This window comes from Hydrogenophaga pseudoflava NBRC 102511 (assembly GCF_001592285.1).
Taxonomy (GTDB): Bacteria; Pseudomonadota; Gammaproteobacteria; order Burkholderiales; family Burkholderiaceae_C; genus Hydrogenophaga; species Hydrogenophaga pseudoflava.
In genome coordinates this window covers 25,795-45,940 of the sequence record NZ_BCWQ01000010.1, presented here as the reverse complement: position 1 = coordinate 45,940, position 20,146 = coordinate 25,795, and the positions used below count along the sequence as shown (strand labels likewise).

The window sequence follows — 20,146 nt, the reverse complement described above, 5'->3', positions numbered from 1 at the left end:
GTGATCACCCCGCGGAAGCCGCGAGATTCGGCGTGCGGTCGCTGGCGATCCAGCCAGCCCAGAAGTCGATGCAGGCGCGGATCTTGGGCAGCCGCTGGCGCGCGCTGGCGGTCACCGCGTACAGCGGCACCGGTTGCGGATCGACGAAGTCCGCCAGCACCGGCACCAGCAGGCCCTGCTGCACCAGCGGTGCGGCGGCCACGGTGGCCAGCCGGCCGATGCCCAGGCCCTGCACCAGCATGTTGGCGGCCAGGCCGGTGTCGTTGGTGCGCCAGTAGCCCTCAATGGTCCGGCGGCACGGTGTGCCGTCGACCACGAAGGGCCAGCGGTTGAGGTGCGGCGCCGCGGTGTTGCTGATCAGGCGGTGCTGGTGCAGCTCGTCGGGGTGTTGCGGCAGGCCGGCGCGGGCCGCGTAGGCGGGCGACGCGTAGAGCGCGCGGCCCAACTGGCCCAGCGCCCGCGCCACCTGGGTCTCGGGCAGGTCGGTGCTGGTGCGGATGGCGATATCGATACCCTCGCGCGCCATGTCCGCCAGCCGGTCGCTCACCTCCAGCTCCACGCGCAGCTGCGGGTGCTGCTGGTTGAGCGCGTTCAGGCTGGGCAGCAGCAAGTATTGCGCGATCACGGTGCTGGCGGCCACGCGCACCAGGCCGCGCGCCTCGCCCGACTGCTGCGCGAAGTCGGCCTGCAGCCCGTCGAGCGCGCCGGTGATGCGCTGGCAGTGTTCGAGAAAGGTCTCGCCCTCGGGGCTGAGCGAGAGCCCGTGGGTGGAGCGGTGGACCAGGCGGGCGCCGCAGGTCTTCTCGATCCGGCTCAGCGCGCGAGAGACCTGGCTCACCGGCACGTCGCGCTCGCGCGCCGCCGCCGACAGGCTGCCCAGCGCGGCCACGCGGGCGAACAGCTTGAGGTCGTCGAAGGCGAGCGCATCCATGCGGCGATGGTAGTGCGCGCCGGTGCAAGGGGCCTTGCGCGGAATGCAAAACCGTTTTGAGCCGCCCGCCGTTTTCCGCCGCCGGTGGCTTGCCTAGAGTCGCTGCACCCCTTCATTCATCGCCGACAGGAGCCCGCCATGCGCACCGAACACCTGCACCAGACCCTTTCACCCCAGGCCCACGCGGCCCTGTTCGACGCCCTGCAGCACCAGGCCAAGCGCGAGCGGCAGGCAGCGGTGCAGCGCTTCGGACAGGGCTGGGCCGAGCGGTTGGGCGCACGGGTCCGCCGCCTCGCTGCGCATCGCGGACATGGCGCTCACGCAGTCCGCCTGATGGAGGTCTGACCATGCCCACGCTGCTGCTCAAGGTGACCCCACTGCAGAACCCCGAGCGCTACCAGGCGCTGGCCGCGGCGCTCACCGCCCTCACCGCCGAGCTCCTGCACAAGCGGCCCGAGGTCACTGCGGTGGTGATCGACGACCTGCCGCGGGCCCGCTGGTGCGTCGGCGGGCGCACGGTGGCGGGCACCGCGGCGCTGCTGGAGATCGGCATCACCGCCGGCACCAACACAGAGGACGAGAAGGCCCGCTTCATCGCCGCCGCGTTCGACGAGCTGCAGCGCCAGCTGGCACCCGACGGCGGCTTCGAGGTGGCGAGCTACGTCACGGTGCGCGAGCTGCCGGCGACGGACTGGGGCTACGGAGGCCGGACACAGCGGGCGAGGCAGCTGGCGCGCGCCACCTTGTAGACACCCAAAGAAAACGGCGCCCCTCGGAGCGCCGTGTTTTGGTCCAGAACGCCGCGGAACTGGCTTTGCCAGGCCGCAGGCGTTGCCCCCTTGAGGGGGTGACGCACCGCAGGTGCGGCGCGGGGGTGGGCTCTGGCCTCAGGCAGCCTTCACCTTCAGACGCCACGCGTGCAGCAGCGGCTCGGTGTAGCCACTCGGCTGCTCCTTGCCCTTGAACACCAGGTCCAGCGCGGCCTGGTAGGCCTTGCTGGTGGCCGCGTTGCCCGCCATGGGCTGGTAGAGCTTGTCGCCGGCGTTCTGCTTGTCCACCTTGGCGGCCATGCGCTCGTAGGTCTCGCGCACCTGCTGCTCAGTCACGATGCCGTGGTGCAGCCAGTTGGCCACGTGCTGGCTGGAGATGCGCAGCGTGGCGCGGTCTTCCATCAGGCCGATGTCGTTGATGTCGGGCACCTTGGAGCAGCCCACGCCCTGGTCGACCCAGCGCACCACATAGCCCAGGATGCCCTGGATGTTGTTGTCCAGTTCGGCCTGCTTCTCGGCGTCGGTCCAGTTCGGGTTGGCGCTCACCGGCACGGTCAGCAGACCGGTCAGCAGGTCGTCGCGCAGCTTGTCGGCCTTGACCTTCTCCAGCTCCTTCTGCACGTCGGACACCAGCACCTGGTGGTAGTGCAGGGCGTGCAGCGTGGCGCCGGTGGGCGAGGGCACCCAGGCGGTGTTGGCGCCGGCCTTGGGGTGGGCGATCTTCTGCTCCAGCATGGCCTTCATCAGGTCGGGCATGGCCCACATGCCCTTGCCGATCTGTGCCTTGCCGCGCAGGCCGCAGGACAGGCCCACCAGCACGTTGTTGCGCTCGTAGCTCTGGATCCAGGCGCTGGTCTTCATGTCGCCCTTGCGCACCATCGGGCCGGCCAGCATGGCGGTGTGCATCTCGTCGCCGGTGCGGTCCAGGAAGCCGGTGTTGATGAAGGCGACGCGGCTGGCGGCGGCTTCGATGCAGGCTTTCAGGTTGACCGAGGTGCGGCGTTCTTCGTCCATGATGCCCAGCTTGACCGTGCTGTCGGCCAGGCCCAGCACCTTCTCGACGCGGCTGAACAGTTCGCAGGCAAACGCCACTTCGCGCGGGCCGTGCATCTTGGGCTTGACGATGTAGACCGAGCCCTTGCGCGAGTTGCGGATGGCGTCCTTCTTGCTCTTCTTCAGGTCGTGGATGGCGATGGCGGTGGTGACCATCGCGTCCATGATGCCTTCGGGAATCTCCTTGCCTTCCGCGCCCCACAGGATGGCGGGGTTGGTCATCAAGTGGCCCACGTTGCGCACGAACATGAGCGAGCGGCCATGCAGGCGGACCTTCTTGCCGTTGGCGCCGGTGTATTCGCGGTCGGCGTTCAGGCCGCGGGTCATCGTCTTGCCGCCCTTCTCGAACGACTCGGTCAGCGTGCCCTGCAGGATGCCCAGCCAGTTGCGGTAGGCCAGCACCTTGTCCTCGGCGTCCACCGCGGCCACGGAATCTTCCAGGTCCAGGATGGTGGACAGCGCGGCCTCGACCACCAGGTCGCTCACGCCGGCGGCGTCGGTCTTGCCGATGGCGGTGGCGCGGTTGATCTGGATCTCCAGGTGCAGGCCGTTGTGCTTGAGCAGCACGGCGGTGGGCGTCTTGGCCTCGCCCTGGAAGCCGATGAACTGGCTCTTGTCGGCCAGCTTGGAGGTGCCGCCTTCGGCCAGACCCACGACCAGTTCACCGTCCTTGTTGACCTTGTAGCCGGTGGAGCCGACGTGCGAACCCTTCTTCAGCGGGGCGCAGCGGTCCAGCACGTAGCGGCAGTACTCGATGACCTTGGCGCCGCGCTTGGGGTTGTAGCCGCCCTTCTTGCCGACCTTCTCGCAGCCCTTGTCTTCGCTGATCACGTCGGTGCCGTACAGCGCGTCGTACAGGCTGCCCCAGCGCGCGTTGGCGGCGTTCAGGGCGTAGCGGGCGTTCAGGATGGGCACCACCAGCTGCGGGCCGGCCTGCGTGGCCAGCTCGTCGTCCACGTTCTTCGTGGTGGCCTTGACCTTCTTGGGCTCGGGCACGAGGTAGCCGATGGTTTCCAGGAACTTGCGGTAGCCGGCCATGTCCAGGATCGGGCCGGGGTTGGCGCTGTGCCAGGTGTCCAGCTCGGCCTGCAGGCGGTCGCGCTCGGCCAGCAGGGCGGCGTTCTTGGGCGCCAGGTCGGTGACGATGGCGTCGAAGCCCTTCCAGAAGCTCTCGGCGCTCACGCCGGTGCCGGGCAGGACCTGCTCGTTGATGAACTGGTACAGGTCGGTGGAAACCTGCAGACCGTGGATGCTGGTGCGTTGCGTCATGGAAGGACTCCGTCGGTTCAAAAGGAAAAGGAAATCAGTCGAAGAAGGCGAGGACCTCGCGCAGGTTCGTGGCCGTGCGCGTGGGCGGGGTGCCCAGTTCCTCGAAGGGCTGGTTCTGGCGGTTCACCCACAGCGTGCGGTAGCCGAACCAGGTCGCGCCCAGCGCGTCCCAGGCGTTGCTGCTGACGAACACGATCTGCTGGCGCGTCAGGCCGGTCACCTTCTCGCCCTGCGCATACGCGTCGGGGTGGGTCTTGTACTTGCGCACGCCGTCCACGCTGATCACGTGGTCCAGCAGGCCTTCCAGCCCGGCGCTGCGCACGGCGATGCCCAGCATCTGCGGTTCGCCGTTGCTCAGGATGCCGGTGACGATGCCGCGGCTTTTGAGGGCCTGCAGCACCTCGCGGTTCTCCGGGAAGGCGCTCAGGTGACGGTATTGGTTCATCAGCTGCGTGGCCTTGGCCTCGTAGGCCGCCCAGTCGCTGCGGGCGGCCGGTTCGATCAGCTTGATGGCGTAGGCCAGTGCGGCCTGGGTCAGTTCCCAGAACGGGCGGTAGTGCGCGCCGTGCTCGCTGGTGGTCACCAACCGGGTGTATTCGATCTGCTTGTCGCGCCACACGGTGGCCAGCCGGGCGCCCTGGCCCGGGAACAGCTGCTGGGCGAGCAGGCCCACGCTGTACACGTCGAACAGCGTGCCGTAGGCGTCGAACAGAACCGCGCGGGGTTTTTCCATCCCGCCACTTTATTCGAGACTTGTCTCCTTATTAATCACCTGAATTTTGATTTATCTGTGACAAAAAAGAATGTAATCAGCTGGCGACGGCGGCCTGTCGCACCAGGTGGTCCCGCAGCAGGCGGGCGGCCGGGCCCAGGTCGGCTTCGTCCCGGTAGCAGATCGCGAAGCGGCGTTCGGCCCAGTCCTCGTCCAGCGGCACCACGGTCAGCCCCAGGCCCTCGGCCCGGGGCAGGGCCACCGCCACCGGCATCACGCTGACCGCCAGCCGCGTGGCCACCACGCGCAGCGCGGCATCGAAGTCGGTCACGATCATGCGGTAGCGCAGCGTGTGGCCCAGCTCGGCCGCGGCGCGCAGCATCAGCGCCTGCACCGCGCTGTCCACCGGCAGGCCGACGAAGGGGTTGTCCAGCGCCTGCGCCAGCCGCACCCGCGCCAGCCCGGCCAGCGCATGCCCCCGAGGCACCACCAACCCCAGCCGGTCGCTGCGGTAGGGGGTGTGCGACAGGCCGCGCAGGTCGGTGCCGTGCGGGCTGTGCCAGCAGATGCCCAGCGAGGCCACGCCGTCGCGGATGCCCTGCACCACCTGCGCGCCCGACCGCGACGCCAGTTCCACCTGAATGCCTTCGTGGCCCGGCTGGGCCAGGAAGCCGGCCACATCGCCCGGCAGTGGCGCCGCCATCACCGACGCGGTGGCCAGCAGGCGCACCTGGCCGCGCACGCCGGCCGCGAAGGCCGCCATGTCGCGTTCGATGCGCTGGGCACCCAGCAGCAGTTCGCGCGCGTGTTCGCGCAGGCTCTCGCCGGCGGGCGTGGGCTCGACCCCGTGGCGGCGCCGGGTCAGCAGCGACGTGCCGATCTGCGCCTCCAGCTGGGCCAGGCGCTTGCTGACCGCGCTGGCCGTCAGGTGGGCTTCGGCGGCGGCGCGGACGATGTTGCGGTGGTCGCAGACGGCCACGAACAGCCGCAAATTGGTGAGATCCAGGTCGCGCATGGGGTCAAGAATTTCCAGAATGGAAAACCAAAGGCGAAAAAATACCTCTTTGCACTGTTTTGGTAAAGCCTAAACTGCCAATCACCGGGCCCGACACCCAGGCGCCCAGAACGGAGACTTGCATGAACCAGACCGCCGGGGACGCCGCTGCCCCCACCCGCCCGCTGCCACTGACCGGCCTGCGCGTCGTTGAATTCACCCACATGGTCATGGGCCCCACCTGCGGCATGGTGCTGGCCGACATGGGGGCCGAGACCATCAAGGTCGAACCCATCGACGGCGACCGCACGCGCCACCTGCTGGGCTCGGGCGCGGGCTTCTTCCCGCTCTTCAACCGCAACAAGAAGAGCATCGCCATCGACCTGCGCCAGGCCGAGGGCGCCGAGGTGGCGCGCCGCCTGGCCGCCAGCGCCGACGTGGTGGCCGAGAACTTCAAGCCCGGCACCATGGTCAAGTACGGGCTGGACTACGCGGCCCTCTCGCAGGTCAACCCGCGCTGCATCTACATCAGCCTCAAGGGCTTTCTGCCCGGCCCCTACGACCACCGTACCGCGCTGGACGAAGTGGTGCAGATGATGGGCGGCCTGGCCTACATGACCGGCCGGCCCGGCGACCCGCTGCGCGCGGGCACCAGCGTGAACGACATCATGGGCGGCATGTTCGGCGCCATCGGGGCGCTGGGCGCGCTGATCCAGCGCGGCATCACCGGCAAAGGACAGGAGGTGCAGAGCGCGCTGTTCGAGAACAACGTGTTCCTGGTCGGCCAGCACATGCTGCAGTACGCCATCACCGGCAAGCCGGCGGCGCCCATGCCCGAACGCATCTCGGCCTGGGCGGTGTACGACGTGTTCACCGTGAAAGACGGCGAGCAGATCTTCCTGGCGGCTGTCAGCGACGCGCAGTGGGTGACCTTCTGCGATGCGCTGGGCTTTGCCGACCTCAAGGCCGACCCGCGGTACCCCGACAACAACGCCCGCGTGAAGCTGCGTTCGCAGCTGCTGCCCGTCCTGCGCGAGCGCCTGGCCACCTGGCGCGCGGCCGATCTGGCGGCCCTGTTCGAGAAGGTGGGCCTGCCCTTCGCCCCGATCCGCAAGCCCGAAGAGCTGTATGCCGACGAGCACCTGCTGGCCACCGGTGGCCTGGCCGACATCACCCTGCCCGACGGCGAGCGCGCCGGCCAGACCGTCAAGACCACGCTGTTCCCGTTCACGCTGGACGGCCAGCGCCCCGGCGTGCGGCTGGACCCACCGCGCATGGGCGCGCACACCACCGAGCTGCTGCACGGCCTGGGCTACGCGGCGTCCGACATCGAACGCCTGCGCCAGCAGGCAGTGGTCGCGTGAGGCCGGCATGAGCACACCCGACGTTCACATCAGCGAGGTGGGGCCGCGCGATGGCCTGCAGTCCGTCAAGGCCACCATGCCGACGGCGGACAAGTGCCGCTGGATCGACGCGCTGGCCGCGGCCGGCCTGCGCGAAATCGAAGTGGGTTCTTTCGTGCCCGCCAGGCTGCTGCCGCAGATGGCCGACGTGGCCGAGGTGGTGCGCCACGCCGTCACCTTGCCGGGTCTGACGGTGATGGCCCTGGTGCCCAACCGCCGCGGCGCCGAGGCCGCACTGGCCGCCGGGGTGCACAAGCTCACGCTGCCGGTCTCGGCCAGCGAGGCGCATTCGCTGGCCAATGTGCGCAAGACGCGCGAGCAGATGGTGGCGGAGCTGCGCGAGGTGGTGGCGCTGCGGCGCGAGCTCGCGCCGCAGGTGCCGGTGGAGGTGGGGCTGTCCACGGCGTTCGGCTGCACCCTGCAGGGTGCGGTGCCCGAAGACGAGGTGATCGCTCTGGCCGTGGCCTGCGTGGACGCGGGCGTGGACGAGGTGGGCCTGTCCGACACCACCGGCATGGCGAATCCTGCACAAGTCAGGCGCCTGTTCACCCGGCTGCGCGCCGAACTGGGCGACAAGGCCGGCGCAGCCCACATGCACAACACGCGCGGCCTGGGTCTGGCCAACTGCCTGGCGGCGTACGACGTGGGCGTGCGCGCCTTCGACAGCTCGCTCGGCGGTCTGGGCGGCTGCCCCTATGCGCCGGGCGCCAGCGGCAACGTGGTGACCGAAGACCTGGTGTTCATGTTCGAGGCCATGGGCGTGTCCACGGGCGTGGACATCGGCCAGCTCATCGCCGCGCGCGAACCGCTCCAGACCGGTCTGCCCGGCGAGCCGGTGTACGGCATGACGCCCGAGGCCGGGTTGCCCAAGGGGTGGCCCCTCTGATTCGTGCGCAAAGTGGCGATCTGGATCAAGACGTGGAGCGCGAGCTGTCTTAGACTGCTCGCGATGGGCGCATCGGGCGTCCATGCTTATCCATTCCTGAGGAGGAAACCCATGAAGAAGTTGTGGACCTGGGGTGCGGCCCTGATCGCCGCCGTGACGCTGGCGGCTTGCGGGGGGGGCGGCGACAGCAATGGCTACGGCTCCATCGCTGTCAGTGCGTCGACCAACCGGGTGGGCATTGCTTCCGAAGCCTTGACCCAGTCGATCGCCAACGACGCAGCGCGCGACGAGTGCGATGCCGGCGATTGCCAGGTGGTATTGCAGTTCGAGGAGTGCGGTGCCATTGCCCAGGGACAGACGGCATCCGGTGCCTGGGTCTGGGGTGTGGGCGCCGGGGGCTCGGCCTTCGATGCGCAGACCACGGCGAACAATTCCTGTGCGGCCAAGGGCGGACAGGCTTGCACCGAGATTCCCAACCTGCCTGCCCAGTGCAACTGATCGCTCCGGCGTAACACCCAGGTAAAAAATCTGTCCAGAAGTCCCGTTGATTGCCTCCTTTTGATGGGGTAATCTGCGGGCCCATGGACAAGCTCAAGCAGCTCGAAACCTTCGTCTCGGTGGCCACGCGCGGCAGCCTGACGGCCGCCGCGAAGGCCGAGGGCGTGGCGCCGGCCATCATCGGCCGGCGGCTGGATGCGCTGGAGTCCCGCCTCGGCGTCAAGCTCATGGTGCGCACCACGCGCCGCATCACGCTGACCCACGAGGGCAGCGCCTTCATCGAGGACTGCCAGCGCCTGCTGACCGACCTGGCCAACGCCGAGGCCAGCGTCAGCGCGGGCGGCGTCAAGGCCAGCGGCCACCTGCGCATCACGGCCCCTGCCGGTTTCGGGCGCCGCCACGTGGCGCCGCTGGTGCCGCGTTTTCGCGAACTGCACCCCGAGGTCACGATCTCGCTCAATCTCAGCGACCGGGTGGTCGACCTCGCGGGCGAGGGCTACGACTGCGCGGTGCGGGTCGGCGACCTGCCGGACTCGTCCCTGGTGAGCGTGCGGCTGGCGGACAACCGCCGCATGTGCGTGGCCACGCCCGACTACCTGCGGCGGCACGGCCGCCCCGCCCACCCGGCCGACCTGGCACGCTTCGACTGCCTGACCCTGTCGTCCGACGCGTCCCAGACCCGGGGCTGGGCCTTTCGCATGCCGCCCGGCGAAGGCGCTTCCGAAGGGGCCGAGGCCGAGATCGTGCACCTGCGCCCCGGTGGGCCGCTGGACTGTTCGGACGGGCAGGTGCTGCGCGAGTGGTGCCTGGCCGGTTACGGCATTGCCTGGCGCAGCACCTGGGAGGTGGAGGCCGACATCGCGGCAGGCCGGCTCGAAACCGTGCTGGACGGGTACGCCGCGCCGCCCAACGGCATCTACGCGCTGTTCCCCCAGCGCAAGCACCTGGCGCTGCGGGTGCGGCTGTGGATCGACTTCCTCAAGCACCACTATGCGCAGGCCGACTTCTGGGCCGGCGGTACATTGGCGGCTGCGACGGGGCCGGCGGGTCGGCCCTTCCCCATTTCTCAACCAACAGGGTGAATCCATGAACAGGATCGGCAAGGGAGTGATGGCCACGGTGGCAGCCGCCGCTGCGGCGGTGTTGTTGGCGGCTTGCGGGGGCGGCGACGACGCCTCGCTGCCCAGCGCGGAGTCCATGTGCGGCAGCATGGGCCTGCAACCCAAGGTGCTCAACGGCGCCAACTGCGGGACTCCGGAGCGCTCGTCGGTCATCCTGCTCAACGTGGCCACCAGCTCGGGCACGGCGGTGTGTTCCGGCACGCTGATCACCCCCACCAAGATCCTCACGGCGGCGCACTGCCTGCCGGGTGGCACCCGGCGCGTGCTGGCGGGGCTCTGGCGTGGGGACGGCACCGTGGTCGGCGTGCCCGCCAGCCGCTGGGCCGTGCACCCGCAGTACCAGCGCAGCACCAACGCGCTGCTCAACGACGCGGCGGTGATCGTGCTGCAGCAGGCGCTGCCCAACCCGACCATGCCGTTGCTGGTGAGCCAGCCGTCCTCGCCCGGTCAGCCGATCTACGTGGCCGGCTGGGGCGCGCCCGGCTTCGACCTGGCGGTCGGCTTTGCCACGCTGACCACGGTCAACGAAACCAGCATCGGCTACACCTACTCGGGTGAGCTGAGCAACACCTGCAGCGGCGATTCGGGTGGTCCGGCCTACCGCACGGTGGGTGGTCAGCCGGCGCTGATCGGCATCACGTCCTCGGGCACGGTGGTCGACTGCGGCAAGGGCGACGGTTCGCTGTTCACCAACGCCCAGGGGCCGTCGGTGATCAACTTCATCCGCGCCCAGGCGCCCGAAGCGGCCTACCTCTGAGATTGCGCCAGCGGCCCGCAGAGGTCGCTGCGCCGGTCCTGCAGCTGCGCCGCGGGAGTGGCGGTCCGCGCCGAGGTTTGCAGGGCGGCCCTCAGCAGGGTTTCTCCTGCGCCGGTCCGAGCCAGAGCGCTCCCGTCCGGCGCGTTCACCTGGCTCAGGCCGTTGTAGTGCAGCCCGCCTTCCCGGCCACAGGCGTTGGCGTAGGCCAGGAACAGGCGGTTCTCCAGCGCCCGCGCGGGCAGCAGGACGCGCTGCACCTCGTCGAACGGCACCATGTTGGCCGTCGGCACCAGCACCGCGTCGGCACCCTGGAGTGCCAGCAGGCGCACGGTTTCCGGGAACTCCACGTCGTAGCAGATCAGCAGGCCCATGCGCCAGCCGCGCCACTCGAAGGCCTGCGACGCCGCACCGCCCGGGCTGAACTGCGCGCGGTCGAGGTCGCCGAACAGGTGGGTCTTGCGGTAGTTCATGAGCCGCGCGCCGTCGGGCGCGATGGCCTGCGCAGCGTTGAAGGGTCGGCCTTCTGTGTTCTGTTCCGGGTAGCCGTACACGACGCCCATGCCGTGGCGCTGCGCGATGGCGCTCACCGCCTGCGCCAGCGGCCCATCGGCCGGTTCGGCCAGCGACGCGACGCGTTCGGCGCCGATGGCATAGCCGGTCATGAACATCTCCGGCGTGATGAGCAGCTCGGCGCCTTGCGCGCGCGCCTGCGCGCAGGCCGTGCCCAGCCGCTGCAGCGCCTCGGCGGTGCTGGCCGGGTGCGGGGTCTGCCAGAGGGCGATGTGCAGGTCGTTCACGCCGTCATTCTGGCAAGGCCACAGGACCCAGTGTGGGAAACAGCTCACCCGGCCCGGGGTTGTCGGCGGGACACTGCCCGCCCAGTTGGTGGACGATGCCCCAGACCGCGTTCAGCGAGGTCTGCACCGCGCCTTCGACCCAGGCGGGCGTGAACGAGATGTCGTCGCCGGCCAGGAAGATGCCACGCTCGGCCGCCGGCAGGCTGTCCTGCATGAAGTGGCCGTACATGCGCTGGTTGTAGCGGTAGTGACCGGGCAGGGCGCCCTTGAAGGCGCCCAGGAAGTAGGGGTCCGCCTCCCACGAGATCGTGATCGGGTCGCCGACGATGTGGCCGGCGATGTCCACCGTGGGGTAGATCTTGCGCAGCGCGTCCAGCGCCAGCTGCACACGTTTGGCGGGCGGGTGCGGCAGCATCTTGAGCGCGTCGCTCATCCACGCGTAGCTCAGGCACATCACCGCGGGTTTGTCCGGCCCGTTGTCGAACAGGTAGGTGCCGCGCGTGAGCCGGTCGGTCAGCGTCATGCTCATCGTGTCGCGACCGGTGGCAGGCTGAACGTCCTTCCAGAACGGGCGGTCCACCATCACGAAGGTCTTGCTCGACTGCATGTAGCGCGTGCGGTCCAGCGCCATCCACAGCTTCTGCGAGAACAGCGACTCTTCGACCGCGATCTGCGTGGTCAGCAGCCAGCTCTGGCAGGTCACCAGCACGGCGGGGTACTCGCGTTCGGTGCCCCAGCTGTCGGTGACGGCCAGTTGTCCCGAGGGGGCACGCCGGATGGCGGTGACGCCCGGCCGCGTGGCGCCGCCGTGCAGGCGGGCGAGCGAGGTGCCGGCCGGCCAGTGGGTGATCTGTTCGGGCGCGTGTTGCCACAGCCCCAGTGGCACCTGCTGCACCCCGCCCACGATCAGGTGCTGGTCCTCGTCGCAGCCGGTCAGCACCACGCGCAGGATTTCCAGCATGGTGTTGGGAAAGTCCGAGTCCCAGCCACCGGTGCCGAAGCCCACCTGGCCGAACACCTCGCGGTGGCGGAACGACAGCTTCGAAAACGCCTTCGACTGCGCCACGAAGTCGTAGAAGGTGCGGTCGTCCCACAGCGGCACCAGCGCGTCCCACAGCGCCTTGAGCCTGGGCACGTCGCGCTGGCGCAGCGCCTGCTGCAGGTCGCCGAAGCCCAGCTCGTCCAGCGCCGCGGCCCAGGCGTCGGCCACCTCGCGGAACAGCGGCGGCAGGTCGGCCAGTGTGCGGGCGTAGTGGGTCTGGCCTTCCAGGTCGACCACTGTGCTGCCGGCTGCGGGCGTGAGCGGGTTGGGGAAGGGCTTGGTCTCCAGCCCCAGCAGCTTCACGTAGTGGAAGAACGCGGTGGACGAGGCCGGGAAGCGCATGCCGCCCAGCTCGGCCACCACGCCCTGGCCGCCCTCGAAGGGCTGCGAGCGCAGGCGCCCGCCCATGCGCGAGGCCTCGTAGATGACGGGCTTGAGGCCGAGCTTCATCAGCTCGTAGGCCGCGGTCATGCCGGCCATGCCGGCGCCGACGATGGCGACCTCGGTGCCGCGCGCGCTGGCCGGCAGCGTGGCCAGGCCCTGCGGGTGGGTCAGCCAGTCGTCGTAGGCGAATGGAAAGTCCGGGCCGAAGATGGTGATCGGGGCGGAAGCGGAGCGAAGGGTGGTCATGGGCTCAACCTTGGGTTGCAGTCATTGCTGTTTTGATCAGATTCACAACGAAAGAGATGGCTGGTGCCAGAACAACGCGGAACCGGCTTTGCCGGGCCGCTGGTGTTGCCCCCTTGAGGGGGTAACGCGCGCAGCGCGGCGCGGGGGTGGGTCAAAACAGCCCGGCGACCAGCCAGGCGGCGGTGCCCCACATCATCAGCGCGACCACACCGTCCAGCACGCGCCAGATGTGCAGCGAGTTCAGCCGGCGGCCGAGCCAGAACGCCGCGGCGCCCAGCACCAGGAACCACACCACCGAGCCGGTGGCGGCGCCCAGGCCGAAGGCCTTGCTGCCCGGGCCATAGGCCAGCGAGGCGGTGCCGATCAGCACGGCGGTGTCCAGCCAGGCGTGCGGGTTGAGCCAGGAGAAGGCCAGTGCCGACAGGATGGCCTGGCGCTGGCTGATCGGGGCGGGCGCCTGCTGGCTCGTTGCCTGGGCGGTGGCCAGCGGGGCGGCCGCCTGCGGCTTGAGGAAGCGCTGGAACGCCTGCCAGCCATACACGCCCAGGAACAGCACGCCGGCGCCGATGAGCGCGCCCAGCAGCTTGTCGGAGAGGCCACCGAGCTGGGCCAGGCCGAACACACCGAGCGAGATGAGCACGATGTCGGCCAGCGCGCAGACGGCGACGGTGAGCCAGAGGTGCTGGCGCTGCAGGCCCATGCGCAGCACGTGCGCGTTCTGCGGGCCGATGGCCATGATGAGCGACATGCTGAGCACCATGCCGGCGGTGAAGGTGGGGAATGCGAGGGTCATGGGGCAGGAGTCTGCCGCCGTGCGCCGCTTTGTTAAATCATTTCAACTCGAAATCGAGTTGGTTAAATACTGCTTGATTGGAGCGGCGATCCGGCGCCGGGCCGCCCCAAGCCGGATCAGCCCCCTCGGGGGGCAGCGACCCGCGCAGCGGCGGAGCGTGGGGGCTCACGTGTACACGACGGCGTCTCTCCGAACAGCGCCTTGTAGTCGTGGCTGAAATGGCCCATGTGCCAGAAGCCCCAGCGCGCCGCCACGTCGCCGATGGTCTGGTCGGCGTCCGCGTCGCGCAGCTCGCGCCGCACCGCGTTCAGCCGCACCAGGCGAAGGTAGCTGGCGGGGCTGATGCCCAGGCTGTCCTGGAAGCAGTTCTGCAGTGTGCGGCGGGTGATGTGCAGCGCCTCGCACAGGCGTTCCACGCCCAGGTACTCCTGCGGCTGTTCGGTCACCAGTTCGCGCACGCGGCGCACCACGTCCTGCCGGCGCTGCTGGCGCGGCGTGACCGCGTCGGCCTGGCCGTTCGGCATGAGCGTGTCGCCCAGCACCGAGAACAGCGCCTCGCGCAGGCTGCGGCGGCTGGCCTCGTGGTGCAGCACGCCGGGGGCGGCCTCCAGGCCGCGCAGCACCTCGCGCATCAGCCCGACCAGGCGGAAGCGCTGGGTGGGCGTGAGGGTCTGCACCCGCACACCGGGCCCGCGCACCGGGGCCGCGTCGGCCTGGTCGCGGGTGCGCACATGGGCCTGCAGCTCGGCCGGGTCGAACACCAGGCCGTAGAGCCCGTGGCCGGCCGGCACCTGCAGGTCGAAGGCTTCGCTGCCGTCGGAAATCATCAGTTCGTGTCCGCCCACCGGCCGCCCCATGAAGCGCAGGCCTTCGGGGCGCTCGGGCACCGACAGGCCCAGCCAGACACCGCCGCGCCAGGGCCGGCAGTGCTGGCTGGTGGCGCAGTTGGCCACCTCTTCGAAAGCCTGCAGCGGGCCGTCGAACAGCTCGCGCACCTGGCCCTGGAACACGCCGGGCGAGGTCTGCACGTAGTCCTGGTCCCAGGCGTCGAGGTTGCGGGCGTGCACGTCCACCTCGCGCGTTCGTTTGACGCGGAAGGCGGTCGGCGGGGTGGGGCAGGCAGCGGGCATGGCGGGCTCCTTCGGCGCGCGCGGCGCCGGGGTGCAGCGGGAGTATCAAGTTCCGTGCCACGCGCGCACGGCGGGAAAACCCGGGGGTGGGACCGCCCGGGCTATCCCGTTTCGGAAAAAGTGCGCCACGGCGGGGCGTGTTTCCGATCCGGGATAGGGCGAACGGGACGGGCGAACCACACTGCGCGCCAGGCCGCCCGAGCCGTTCGGGCCTTTCATCCACACACAAGAGAACGTCCCATGTCCACCGCATCCACTCAGGTCAGCCGGGAGCTCAAGCCCGTGCTGGGCACCTTTTCCCTCTGGGGCATCGCCGTCGGTCTGGTCATTTTCGGTGAGTACTTTGGCTGGAGCTACGGCTGGGCCAGCGCCGGCACCCTGGGCTTCCTGCTGGCCACGCTGTTCGTGGCGCTGATGTACACCACCTTCATCTTCAGCTTCACCGAGCTGTCCACCTCCATCCCGCACGCGGGTGGCCCCTTCGCCTACGCGCGCCGGGCCTTCGGACCCACCGGCGGCTTCATCGCCGGCTTCGCCACCCTGGTGGAGTTCGTGTTCGCGCCGCCGGCGATCTCGCTGGCCATCGGCGCGTACCTGAACGTGCAGTACCCGGCGCTGGACCCGAAGTGGGCGGCGGTCGGCGCCTACGTGATCTTCATCGGCCTCAACGCAGTGGGCGTGGGCATCGCGGCGGCGTTCGAGCTGTTCGTCACCATCCTGGCGGTGATCGAGCTGCTGGTGTTCGCGGGCGTGGTCGCGCCGGGTTGGTCGCTGGCCCACTTCACCGCCAACGGCTGGGCCGGCTCGCCCGACTTCAGCATGGGCACCTGGGCCGGCATCTTCGCCTCCATCCCGTTCGCGATCTGGTTCTTCCTGGCCATCGAGGGTGCGGCCATGGCCGCCGAAGAGGCCAAGGACCCCAAGCGCACCATCCCCATCGCCTACATCACCGGCATCCTGACGCTGGTGGCGCTGGCCTTCCTGGTCATGGTCATGGCCGGCGGCGTGGGCGACTGGTCCAAGCTGTCCAACATCAACGACCCGCTGCCCCAGGCCATGAAGATGGTGGTGGGCGAGTCCAGCGGCTGGCTGCACATGCTGGTGTGGATCGGCCTGTTCGGCCTGGTCGCCTCGTTCCACGGCATCGTGCTGGGCTACTCGCGCCAGATGTTCGCGCTGGCCCGCGCCGGTTACCTGCCGGCCTGGTTCGCCAAGGTCCACCCGCGCTTCCGCACCCCGGTCAATGCGCTGGTCGGCGGTGGCATCGTGGGCATCGCGGCCGTGTTCAGCGACCAGTGGGTCACCATCGGCGGCCTGCCGCTGACGGCCAACATCGTCACCATGGCGGTGCTGGGCGCGCTGGTGATGTACATCATGTCCATGGCCTCGCTGTTCAAGCTGCGCGCCACCGAGCCGAAGCTGGACCGCCCCTTCCGTGCGCCGCTGTACCCGCTGTTCCCGGCCATCGCCATCGTCTGTGGCCTGGTCTGCCTGGCCGCGGTGGTGTACTTCAACCAGTTGCTGTCGCTGATCTTCCTGGGCTTCATGGCGGTCTGCTACCTCTACTTCCGCCTGACCTCGGCGCAGCGCGACGCCGCGCCGCACGACGCGATGCTGGCCGCTGCGGCAGAATGAAATCCACCGTTTGATCCGACCCCCACCGAGGAGCCGCTGACGTGAACTTGAGCGCGACGCTGGGACACCACACACATCGCTTCGGCAGCCTGCGCGAGGTGATGGTCAAGGCCACGCCGCTGCGCTCGGGCGACGCCCTGGCGGGCCTGGCCGCCACCACCGAACAGGAGCGGGTGGCCGCGCGCTGGGTGCTGGCCGAGGTGCCGCTGCAGCGCTTCCTGGACGAGGCGCTCATCCCCTACGAAAGCGACGAGGTCACGCGGCTGATCATCGACGGCCACGATCGCGCGGCCTTCGCGCCGGTCAGCGGGCTGACGGTGGGCGGCTTGCGCGACTGGCTGCTGAGTGATGCGGCCACGCCCGCGGTGCTGGAGCGGCTCTCGGCCGGGCTCACGCCCGAGATGGTGGCCGCCGTCAGCAAACTCATGCGCAACCAGGACCTGATGCTGGTGGCGAAGAAGCGCGAGGTGGTCACGCGCTTTCGCAACACGGTGGGCCTGCGCGGCCACCTGAGCGTGCGGCTGCAGCCCAACCACCCCACCGACGATCCGGCCGGCATCGTCGCCAGCCTGATCGATGGCCTGCTGCACGGTGCGGGCGACGCGGTGATCGGCGTCAACCCGGTGTCCGACAGCGTGCCCGACCTGGTGCGCCTGAACCACGTGCTGGCCGAGGTGATCGAGCGCGGCGCCGTGCCCACGCAAAGCTGCGTGCTCACCCACGTCACCAACACCCTGCAGGCCATGCAGCTCGGCGCGCCGGTGGACCTGGTGTTCCAGTCCATCGCCGGCACCGAGGCGGCCAACCGCTCCTTCGGCATCACGCTGTCGCTGCTGGACGAGGCGCACGCCGCCGCACTCGAACTCAAGCGCGGCACGGTGGGCGACAACGTGATGTATTTCGAGACCGGGCAGGGCAGCGCGCTCTCGGCCAACGCCCACCACGGCGTGGACCAGCAGACCTGCGAGGCGCGCGCCTACGCAGTGGCGCGGCGCTACCGGCCCATGCTGGTCAACACCGTGGTCGGCTTCATCGGGCCGGAGTACCTGTACGACGGCAAGCAGATCATCCGCGCCGGCCTGGAAGACCACTTCTGCGGCAAGCTGCTGGGCCTGCCCATGGGCTGCGACATCTGCTACACCAACCACGCCGAGGCCGACCAGGACGACATGGACAACCTCATGGTCCTGCTGGCCAGCGCGGGGCTGAACTTCCTGATCGGCGTGCCCGGCGCCGACGACGTGATGCTCAACTACCAGAGCACCTCGTTTCACGATGCGCTGGTGCTGCGCGACCTGCTGGGCTTGAAGCGCGCACCCGAGTTCGAGGCCTGGCTGCAGCGCGTGGGCGTGACCGGTGCCGACGGCCGCCTGCTGCCCGCTGCTGCCCAAGGCGCGCTCACGCAGCGCCTGTGGACCCTGCCGGAGCCCGCATGACGAAGGACCTCTCGCCTGTGCCGGACGAACCGCGCCACACCATCGAGGTCAGCGCCGACCCCTGGGCCCACCTCAGACGTTTCACGCCCGCGCGCATCGCCCTCGGGCGTGCCGGCGCCAGCCTGCCCACGCGCGAGGTGCTGGACTTCACCCTGGCGCACGCGCAGGCGCGCGACGCCATCCACCTGCCGCTGGACATGGACCTGCTGGCCGGGCAGCTGCAGGCCGACGGCTGGCCCGCGCCGCTGCGGCTGCGCAGCCACGCGCACGACCGCCACGAGTACCTGCTGCGCCCCGACCTGGGGCGCCGTCTGGACGAGGCCAGCGTGGATGCCCTGCAGGCCTGGCGCGCCGACAACCCCGCGCCCGACCTGGCCCTGGTGGTGGGCGACGGCCTGTCGGCCCTGGGCATCCAGCGCCACACCGTGGCCCTGTTCGGCGCCATCCGCGAGGCGCTGGGCGGCGCCTTCGTGCAGAGCCCGCCGGTGCTGGTGGGCCAGGCCCGGGTGGCGGTGGCCGACGAGGTGGGCGAGCTGCTGGGCGCCCGCATGGTGGCCATGGTGGTGGGCGAGCGCCCCGGGCTGAGTTCGCCCGACAGCGTGGGCATCTACCTCACGCACGCGCCGCGCGTCGGCCGCACCGACGCCGAACGCAACTGCATCTCCAACGTGCGCCCGGCCGGCCAGGACCCGGTGACCGCCGCGCGGCGCCTGGCCTGGCTGGTGCACGAAGGCCTGCGCCTGGGCCTGACCGGCGTCGGCCTCAAGGACCACAGCGGCCTGCCCATGGTGGCGGCCACTTCCACGCAAGGGCTGTCTGGTTAAACTGGGCTGAACCGTTTCTGGTTCGCTCAAGTTTCAATCAGACATGCTGGACGCCCGCCAACTCGAAGCCCTGGCCGCCGTGGTCGAGCACCGCGGCTTCGGCCCGGCTGCCCAGGCCCTGAACCTCACGCTGGCGGCGGTGTCGCTGCGCATCAAGTCGCTCGAAGAACACCTGGGTCAGCGCCTGCTGGTGCGCGGCAAGGCGGTGCGCGCCACGGCCGCTGGCCAGGCCCTGCTGGCCCATGTGAAGCAGCTGCAGATGATGGAGGCCGACCTTTTGGCGGGGCTCCAGGGCGGGGCCGAGTCGCGGGCCGGTGCGGCCTGGCAGAGCCTGAGCGTGGCGACCAACGCCGACTCCGTGGCCAGCTGGTTCCTGCCCGGCGTGGCGCCGGTGCTGCAGAAACACCGGCTGCTGCTGGACGTGATGATCGACGACCAGGACCACACCCACGACCTGCTGCGCAGCGGCGACGTGATCGGCTGCGTCACCACCCTGGCCGAACCCATGCGCGGCTGCGTGGCCGAGCCGCTGGGCGTGATGCGCTACCGCTGTGTGGCGGCGCCCGAGGTGGTGCAGCGCTGCCGCACACCGCGCGGGGCGGTGTCGCCCCACCGGTTGCTGGCCCAGCCGGCGGTGATCTTCAATCGCAAGGACGCGCTGCAGGACGCCTTCCTGCTGCAGCACTTCGGCCTGAGGCAGCCCAGCTACCCGCGCCACTACGCGCCGGCGGTGGACGCCTTCGAGCGGGCGATCGAACTGGGGCTGGGCTGGGGCATGGTGCCCGAACAGAACCTGCCCGGGCGGCCGGGCCTGCAGGAAGTGCTGCCCGGCGCCACGGTGGACGTGACCCTGTACTGGCAGCACTGGGCGCGCGAGCCGCTGTCGGCGCAGCGGCTGACGCAGGCGGTCAAAGCGGCTGCGCATGCTGCGCTGCCGCAGCAATCAAGCTCATAAGACAAGCGTTCCCGGCGCGAAATGCCTTGTCCAGGCACACCGCGGAACGGGCTTCGCACGGCCGCAGGTGTGGTCCCCCCGCGCAGCAGGGGGGAAGCCGCGTCAGCGGCGCAGGGGGGTCATCCCTTGAGGCACTCGCTCATGAACTTCTTGCGCACATCGCCCTTGAGCGCCTTCTTGCCGGCCTCCTCGTTGCAGGTCTTCATCTTGTTCTGCTGGCTGTTGCCGGCCTCTTCCTCGCCGCTCAGGCACTTGCTCATGAAGGCCTTGCGCTCGTCGCCCTTGAGCGTCTTGGCTTTCGGGTCGGCATTGCAGGTCTTCATGCGGTTCTGCTGGGCGGTCGGCTTCTTGTCGGCCGCAGGGGCTGCCGCCGGTGCCGCGGCGGGAGCGGGTGCCGCAGCGGCGGCGGGTGCGGCCGCAGGAGCCGCCGTCTGGGCGAGGGCCAGGGAGAGGGTTCCGGTCAGGGCGAGCAGGGTCAGCAGTTGTTTCATGTGGTGCCTTGTGGGGTGA

Annotated in this window: 20 protein-coding genes; 11 read left to right on the top strand and 9 right to left on the bottom strand. The window is 69.9% G+C overall.

Going from position 1 to position 20,146, the window contains the following annotated elements:
- Positions 1 to 4: 4 nt before the first annotated feature.
- Positions 5 to 931 (bottom strand): LysR family transcriptional regulator, encoded by a 927-nt coding sequence (locus tag HPS01S_RS13240; RefSeq protein ID WP_066156788.1) that lies wholly within the window; start codon positions 929 to 931, stop codon positions 5 to 7.
- A 138-nt stretch (positions 932 to 1,069) separates the two neighbouring features.
- On the opposite strand from HPS01S_RS13240, the gene HPS01S_RS13235 reads away from it, so the two are divergent.
- Positions 1,070 to 1,276 (top strand): hypothetical protein, encoded by a 207-nt coding sequence (locus HPS01S_RS13235; protein ID WP_066156786.1) that lies wholly within the window; start codon positions 1,070 to 1,072, stop codon positions 1,274 to 1,276.
- A gap of 2 nt (positions 1,277 to 1,278) precedes the next feature.
- Entirely contained in the window at positions 1,279 to 1,680 is a 402-nt protein-coding gene (locus HPS01S_RS13230; RefSeq protein ID WP_066156782.1) for a tautomerase family protein, read from the top strand.
- A 138-nt stretch (positions 1,681 to 1,818) separates the two neighbouring features.
- Here the strand turns inward: HPS01S_RS13230 and HPS01S_RS13225 are convergent, their stop codons facing one another.
- The 3 genes from HPS01S_RS13225 to HPS01S_RS13215 all read right to left on the bottom strand — a co-directional run bounded on the left by HPS01S_RS13225 (position 1,819) and on the right by HPS01S_RS13215 (position 5,750).
- The gene (locus HPS01S_RS13225; RefSeq protein WP_066156780.1) at positions 1,819 to 4,023 is read right to left on the bottom strand and encodes a malate synthase G; all 2,205 of its coding nucleotides are present in this window, start codon (positions 4,021 to 4,023) and stop codon (positions 1,819 to 1,821) included.
- A 34-nt stretch (positions 4,024 to 4,057) separates the two neighbouring features.
- Entirely contained in the window at positions 4,058 to 4,756 is a 699-nt protein-coding gene (locus HPS01S_RS13220) for a haloacid dehalogenase type II (RefSeq protein ID WP_066156777.1), read from the bottom strand.
- A 76-nt stretch (positions 4,757 to 4,832) separates the two neighbouring features.
- The gene (locus tag HPS01S_RS13215) at positions 4,833 to 5,750 is read right to left on the bottom strand and encodes a LysR family transcriptional regulator (protein ID WP_066156774.1); all 918 of its coding nucleotides are present in this window, start codon (positions 5,748 to 5,750) and stop codon (positions 4,833 to 4,835) included.
- A gap of 122 nt (positions 5,751 to 5,872) precedes the next feature.
- On the opposite strand from HPS01S_RS13215, the gene HPS01S_RS13210 reads away from it, so the two are divergent.
- From HPS01S_RS13210 to HPS01S_RS13190, 5 genes are all read left to right on the top strand, one after another.
- Positions 5,873 to 7,093 carry a CaiB/BaiF CoA transferase family protein gene (locus HPS01S_RS13210; protein WP_066156772.1) on the top strand — a complete coding sequence of 407 codons (1,221 nt, stop codon included), beginning with the start codon at positions 5,873 to 5,875 and terminating at the stop codon, positions 7,091 to 7,093.
- Between the two features lie 7 nt (positions 7,094 to 7,100).
- Entirely contained in the window at positions 7,101 to 8,018 is a 918-nt protein-coding gene (locus tag HPS01S_RS13205) for a hydroxymethylglutaryl-CoA lyase (protein WP_066156770.1), read from the top strand.
- 111 nt (positions 8,019 to 8,129) lie between these two features.
- Complete coding sequence (locus HPS01S_RS13200) at positions 8,130 to 8,516, top strand: DUF4189 domain-containing protein (RefSeq protein WP_066156762.1); 387 nt, start codon at positions 8,130 to 8,132, stop codon at positions 8,514 to 8,516.
- 83 nt (positions 8,517 to 8,599) lie between these two features.
- A complete protein-coding gene (locus tag HPS01S_RS13195) occupies positions 8,600 to 9,598 on the top strand; it encodes a LysR family transcriptional regulator (protein ID WP_066156759.1) in 999 nt (332 codons plus the stop codon).
- A gap of 4 nt (positions 9,599 to 9,602) precedes the next feature.
- Positions 9,603 to 10,394 carry a S1 family peptidase gene (locus HPS01S_RS13190; protein ID WP_164868454.1) on the top strand — a complete coding sequence of 264 codons (792 nt, stop codon included), beginning with the start codon at positions 9,603 to 9,605 and terminating at the stop codon, positions 10,392 to 10,394.
- On the opposite strand, the gene HPS01S_RS13185 is transcribed toward HPS01S_RS13190, so the two are convergent.
- From HPS01S_RS13185 to HPS01S_RS13170, 4 genes are all read right to left on the bottom strand, one after another.
- Positions 10,385 to 11,191: a carbon-nitrogen hydrolase family protein gene (locus HPS01S_RS13185; protein ID WP_218016599.1), complete on the bottom strand. Its 807-nt coding sequence runs from the start codon at positions 11,189 to 11,191 to the stop codon at positions 10,385 to 10,387. The two genes, HPS01S_RS13190 and HPS01S_RS13185, sit on opposite strands and share 10 nt — an antisense overlap.
- A 4-nt stretch (positions 11,192 to 11,195) precedes the next feature.
- Positions 11,196 to 12,863, bottom strand: coding sequence for a flavin monoamine oxidase family protein (locus HPS01S_RS13180; protein WP_066156752.1), 1,668 nt, complete (start codon positions 12,861 to 12,863; stop codon positions 11,196 to 11,198).
- Positions 12,864 to 13,014: 151 nt separating this feature from the next.
- Positions 13,015 to 13,656: a LysE/ArgO family amino acid transporter gene (locus HPS01S_RS13175; RefSeq protein ID WP_066156749.1), complete on the bottom strand. Its 642-nt coding sequence runs from the start codon at positions 13,654 to 13,656 to the stop codon at positions 13,015 to 13,017.
- A 116-nt stretch (positions 13,657 to 13,772) separates the two neighbouring features.
- On the bottom strand, positions 13,773 to 14,786 hold the full coding sequence (locus HPS01S_RS13170) for a helix-turn-helix domain-containing protein (protein ID WP_066156747.1): 1,014 nt from the start codon (positions 14,784 to 14,786) through the stop codon (positions 13,773 to 13,775).
- 240 nt (positions 14,787 to 15,026) lie between these two features.
- On the opposite strand from HPS01S_RS13170, the gene eat reads away from it, so the two are divergent.
- Genes eat through HPS01S_RS13150 form a run of 4 tightly spaced genes read left to right on the top strand, consistent with a single transcriptional unit; the run spans position 15,027 to position 19,636 of the window.
- Positions 15,027 to 16,421, top strand: a complete 1,395-nt coding sequence (gene eat / locus HPS01S_RS13165) for an ethanolamine permease (RefSeq protein ID WP_066156745.1) — start codon at positions 15,027 to 15,029, stop codon at positions 16,419 to 16,421.
- A gap of 41 nt (positions 16,422 to 16,462) precedes the next feature.
- The gene (locus HPS01S_RS13160; protein ID WP_066156742.1) at positions 16,463 to 17,857 is read left to right on the top strand and encodes an ethanolamine ammonia-lyase subunit EutB; all 1,395 of its coding nucleotides are present in this window, start codon (positions 16,463 to 16,465) and stop codon (positions 17,855 to 17,857) included.
- The gene (gene eutC / locus HPS01S_RS13155; protein ID WP_066156739.1) at positions 17,854 to 18,681 is read left to right on the top strand and encodes an ethanolamine ammonia-lyase subunit EutC; all 828 of its coding nucleotides are present in this window, start codon (positions 17,854 to 17,856) and stop codon (positions 18,679 to 18,681) included. Before HPS01S_RS13160 ends, eutC begins: the two co-directional genes overlap by 4 nt.
- Positions 18,682 to 18,724: 43 nt before the next feature.
- Positions 18,725 to 19,636: an HTH-type transcriptional regulator ArgP gene (locus HPS01S_RS13150; protein WP_066156736.1), complete on the top strand. Its 912-nt coding sequence runs from the start codon at positions 18,725 to 18,727 to the stop codon at positions 19,634 to 19,636.
- Positions 19,637 to 19,755: 119 nt separating this feature from the next.
- Here HPS01S_RS13150 and HPS01S_RS13145 read toward each other — a convergent pair whose 3' ends face one another.
- Positions 19,756 to 20,127: a PsiF family protein gene (locus tag HPS01S_RS13145; RefSeq protein WP_066156734.1), complete on the bottom strand. Its 372-nt coding sequence runs from the start codon at positions 20,125 to 20,127 to the stop codon at positions 19,756 to 19,758.
- Between the last annotated feature and the right edge of the window lie 19 nt (positions 20,128 to 20,146).

Excerpts from the sequence above, each read along its gene's own strand:
- HPS01S_RS13240 (WP_066156788.1), bottom strand. The coding sequence starts at position 931 with ATGGATGCGCTCGCCTTCGACGACCTCAAGCTGTTCGCCCGCGTGGCC.
- HPS01S_RS13235 (WP_066156786.1), top strand. The coding sequence starts at position 1,070 with ATGCGCACCGAACACCTGCACCAGACCCTTTCACCCCAGGCCCACGCG.
- HPS01S_RS13230 (WP_066156782.1), top strand. The coding sequence starts at position 1,279 with ATGCCCACGCTGCTGCTCAAGGTGACCCCACTGCAGAACCCCGAGCGC.
- HPS01S_RS13225 (WP_066156780.1), bottom strand. The coding sequence starts at position 4,023 with ATGACGCAACGCACCAGCATCCACGGTCTGCAGGTTTCCACCGACCTG.
- HPS01S_RS13220 (WP_066156777.1), bottom strand. The coding sequence starts at position 4,756 with ATGGAAAAACCCCGCGCGGTTCTGTTCGACGCCTACGGCACGCTGTTC.
- HPS01S_RS13215 (WP_066156774.1), bottom strand. The coding sequence starts at position 5,750 with ATGCGCGACCTGGATCTCACCAATTTGCGGCTGTTCGTGGCCGTCTGC.
- HPS01S_RS13210 (WP_066156772.1), top strand. The coding sequence starts at position 5,873 with ATGAACCAGACCGCCGGGGACGCCGCTGCCCCCACCCGCCCGCTGCCA.
- HPS01S_RS13205 (WP_066156770.1), top strand. The coding sequence starts at position 7,101 with ATGAGCACACCCGACGTTCACATCAGCGAGGTGGGGCCGCGCGATGGC.
- HPS01S_RS13200 (WP_066156762.1), top strand. The coding sequence starts at position 8,130 with ATGAAGAAGTTGTGGACCTGGGGTGCGGCCCTGATCGCCGCCGTGACG.
- HPS01S_RS13195 (WP_066156759.1), top strand. The coding sequence starts at position 8,600 with ATGGACAAGCTCAAGCAGCTCGAAACCTTCGTCTCGGTGGCCACGCGC.
- HPS01S_RS13190 (WP_164868454.1), top strand. The coding sequence starts at position 9,603 with ATGAACAGGATCGGCAAGGGAGTGATGGCCACGGTGGCAGCCGCCGCT.
- HPS01S_RS13180 (WP_066156752.1), bottom strand. The coding sequence starts at position 12,863 with ATGACCACCCTTCGCTCCGCTTCCGCCCCGATCACCATCTTCGGCCCG.
- HPS01S_RS13175 (WP_066156749.1), bottom strand. The coding sequence starts at position 13,656 with ATGACCCTCGCATTCCCCACCTTCACCGCCGGCATGGTGCTCAGCATG.
- HPS01S_RS13170 (WP_066156747.1), bottom strand. The coding sequence starts at position 14,786 with ATGCCCGCTGCCTGCCCCACCCCGCCGACCGCCTTCCGCGTCAAACGA.
- eat (WP_066156745.1), top strand. The coding sequence starts at position 15,027 with ATGTCCACCGCATCCACTCAGGTCAGCCGGGAGCTCAAGCCCGTGCTG.
- eutC (WP_066156739.1), top strand. The coding sequence starts at position 17,854 with ATGACGAAGGACCTCTCGCCTGTGCCGGACGAACCGCGCCACACCATC.
- HPS01S_RS13150 (WP_066156736.1), top strand. The coding sequence starts at position 18,725 with ATGCTGGACGCCCGCCAACTCGAAGCCCTGGCCGCCGTGGTCGAGCAC.
- HPS01S_RS13145 (WP_066156734.1), bottom strand. The coding sequence starts at position 20,127 with ATGAAACAACTGCTGACCCTGCTCGCCCTGACCGGAACCCTCTCCCTG.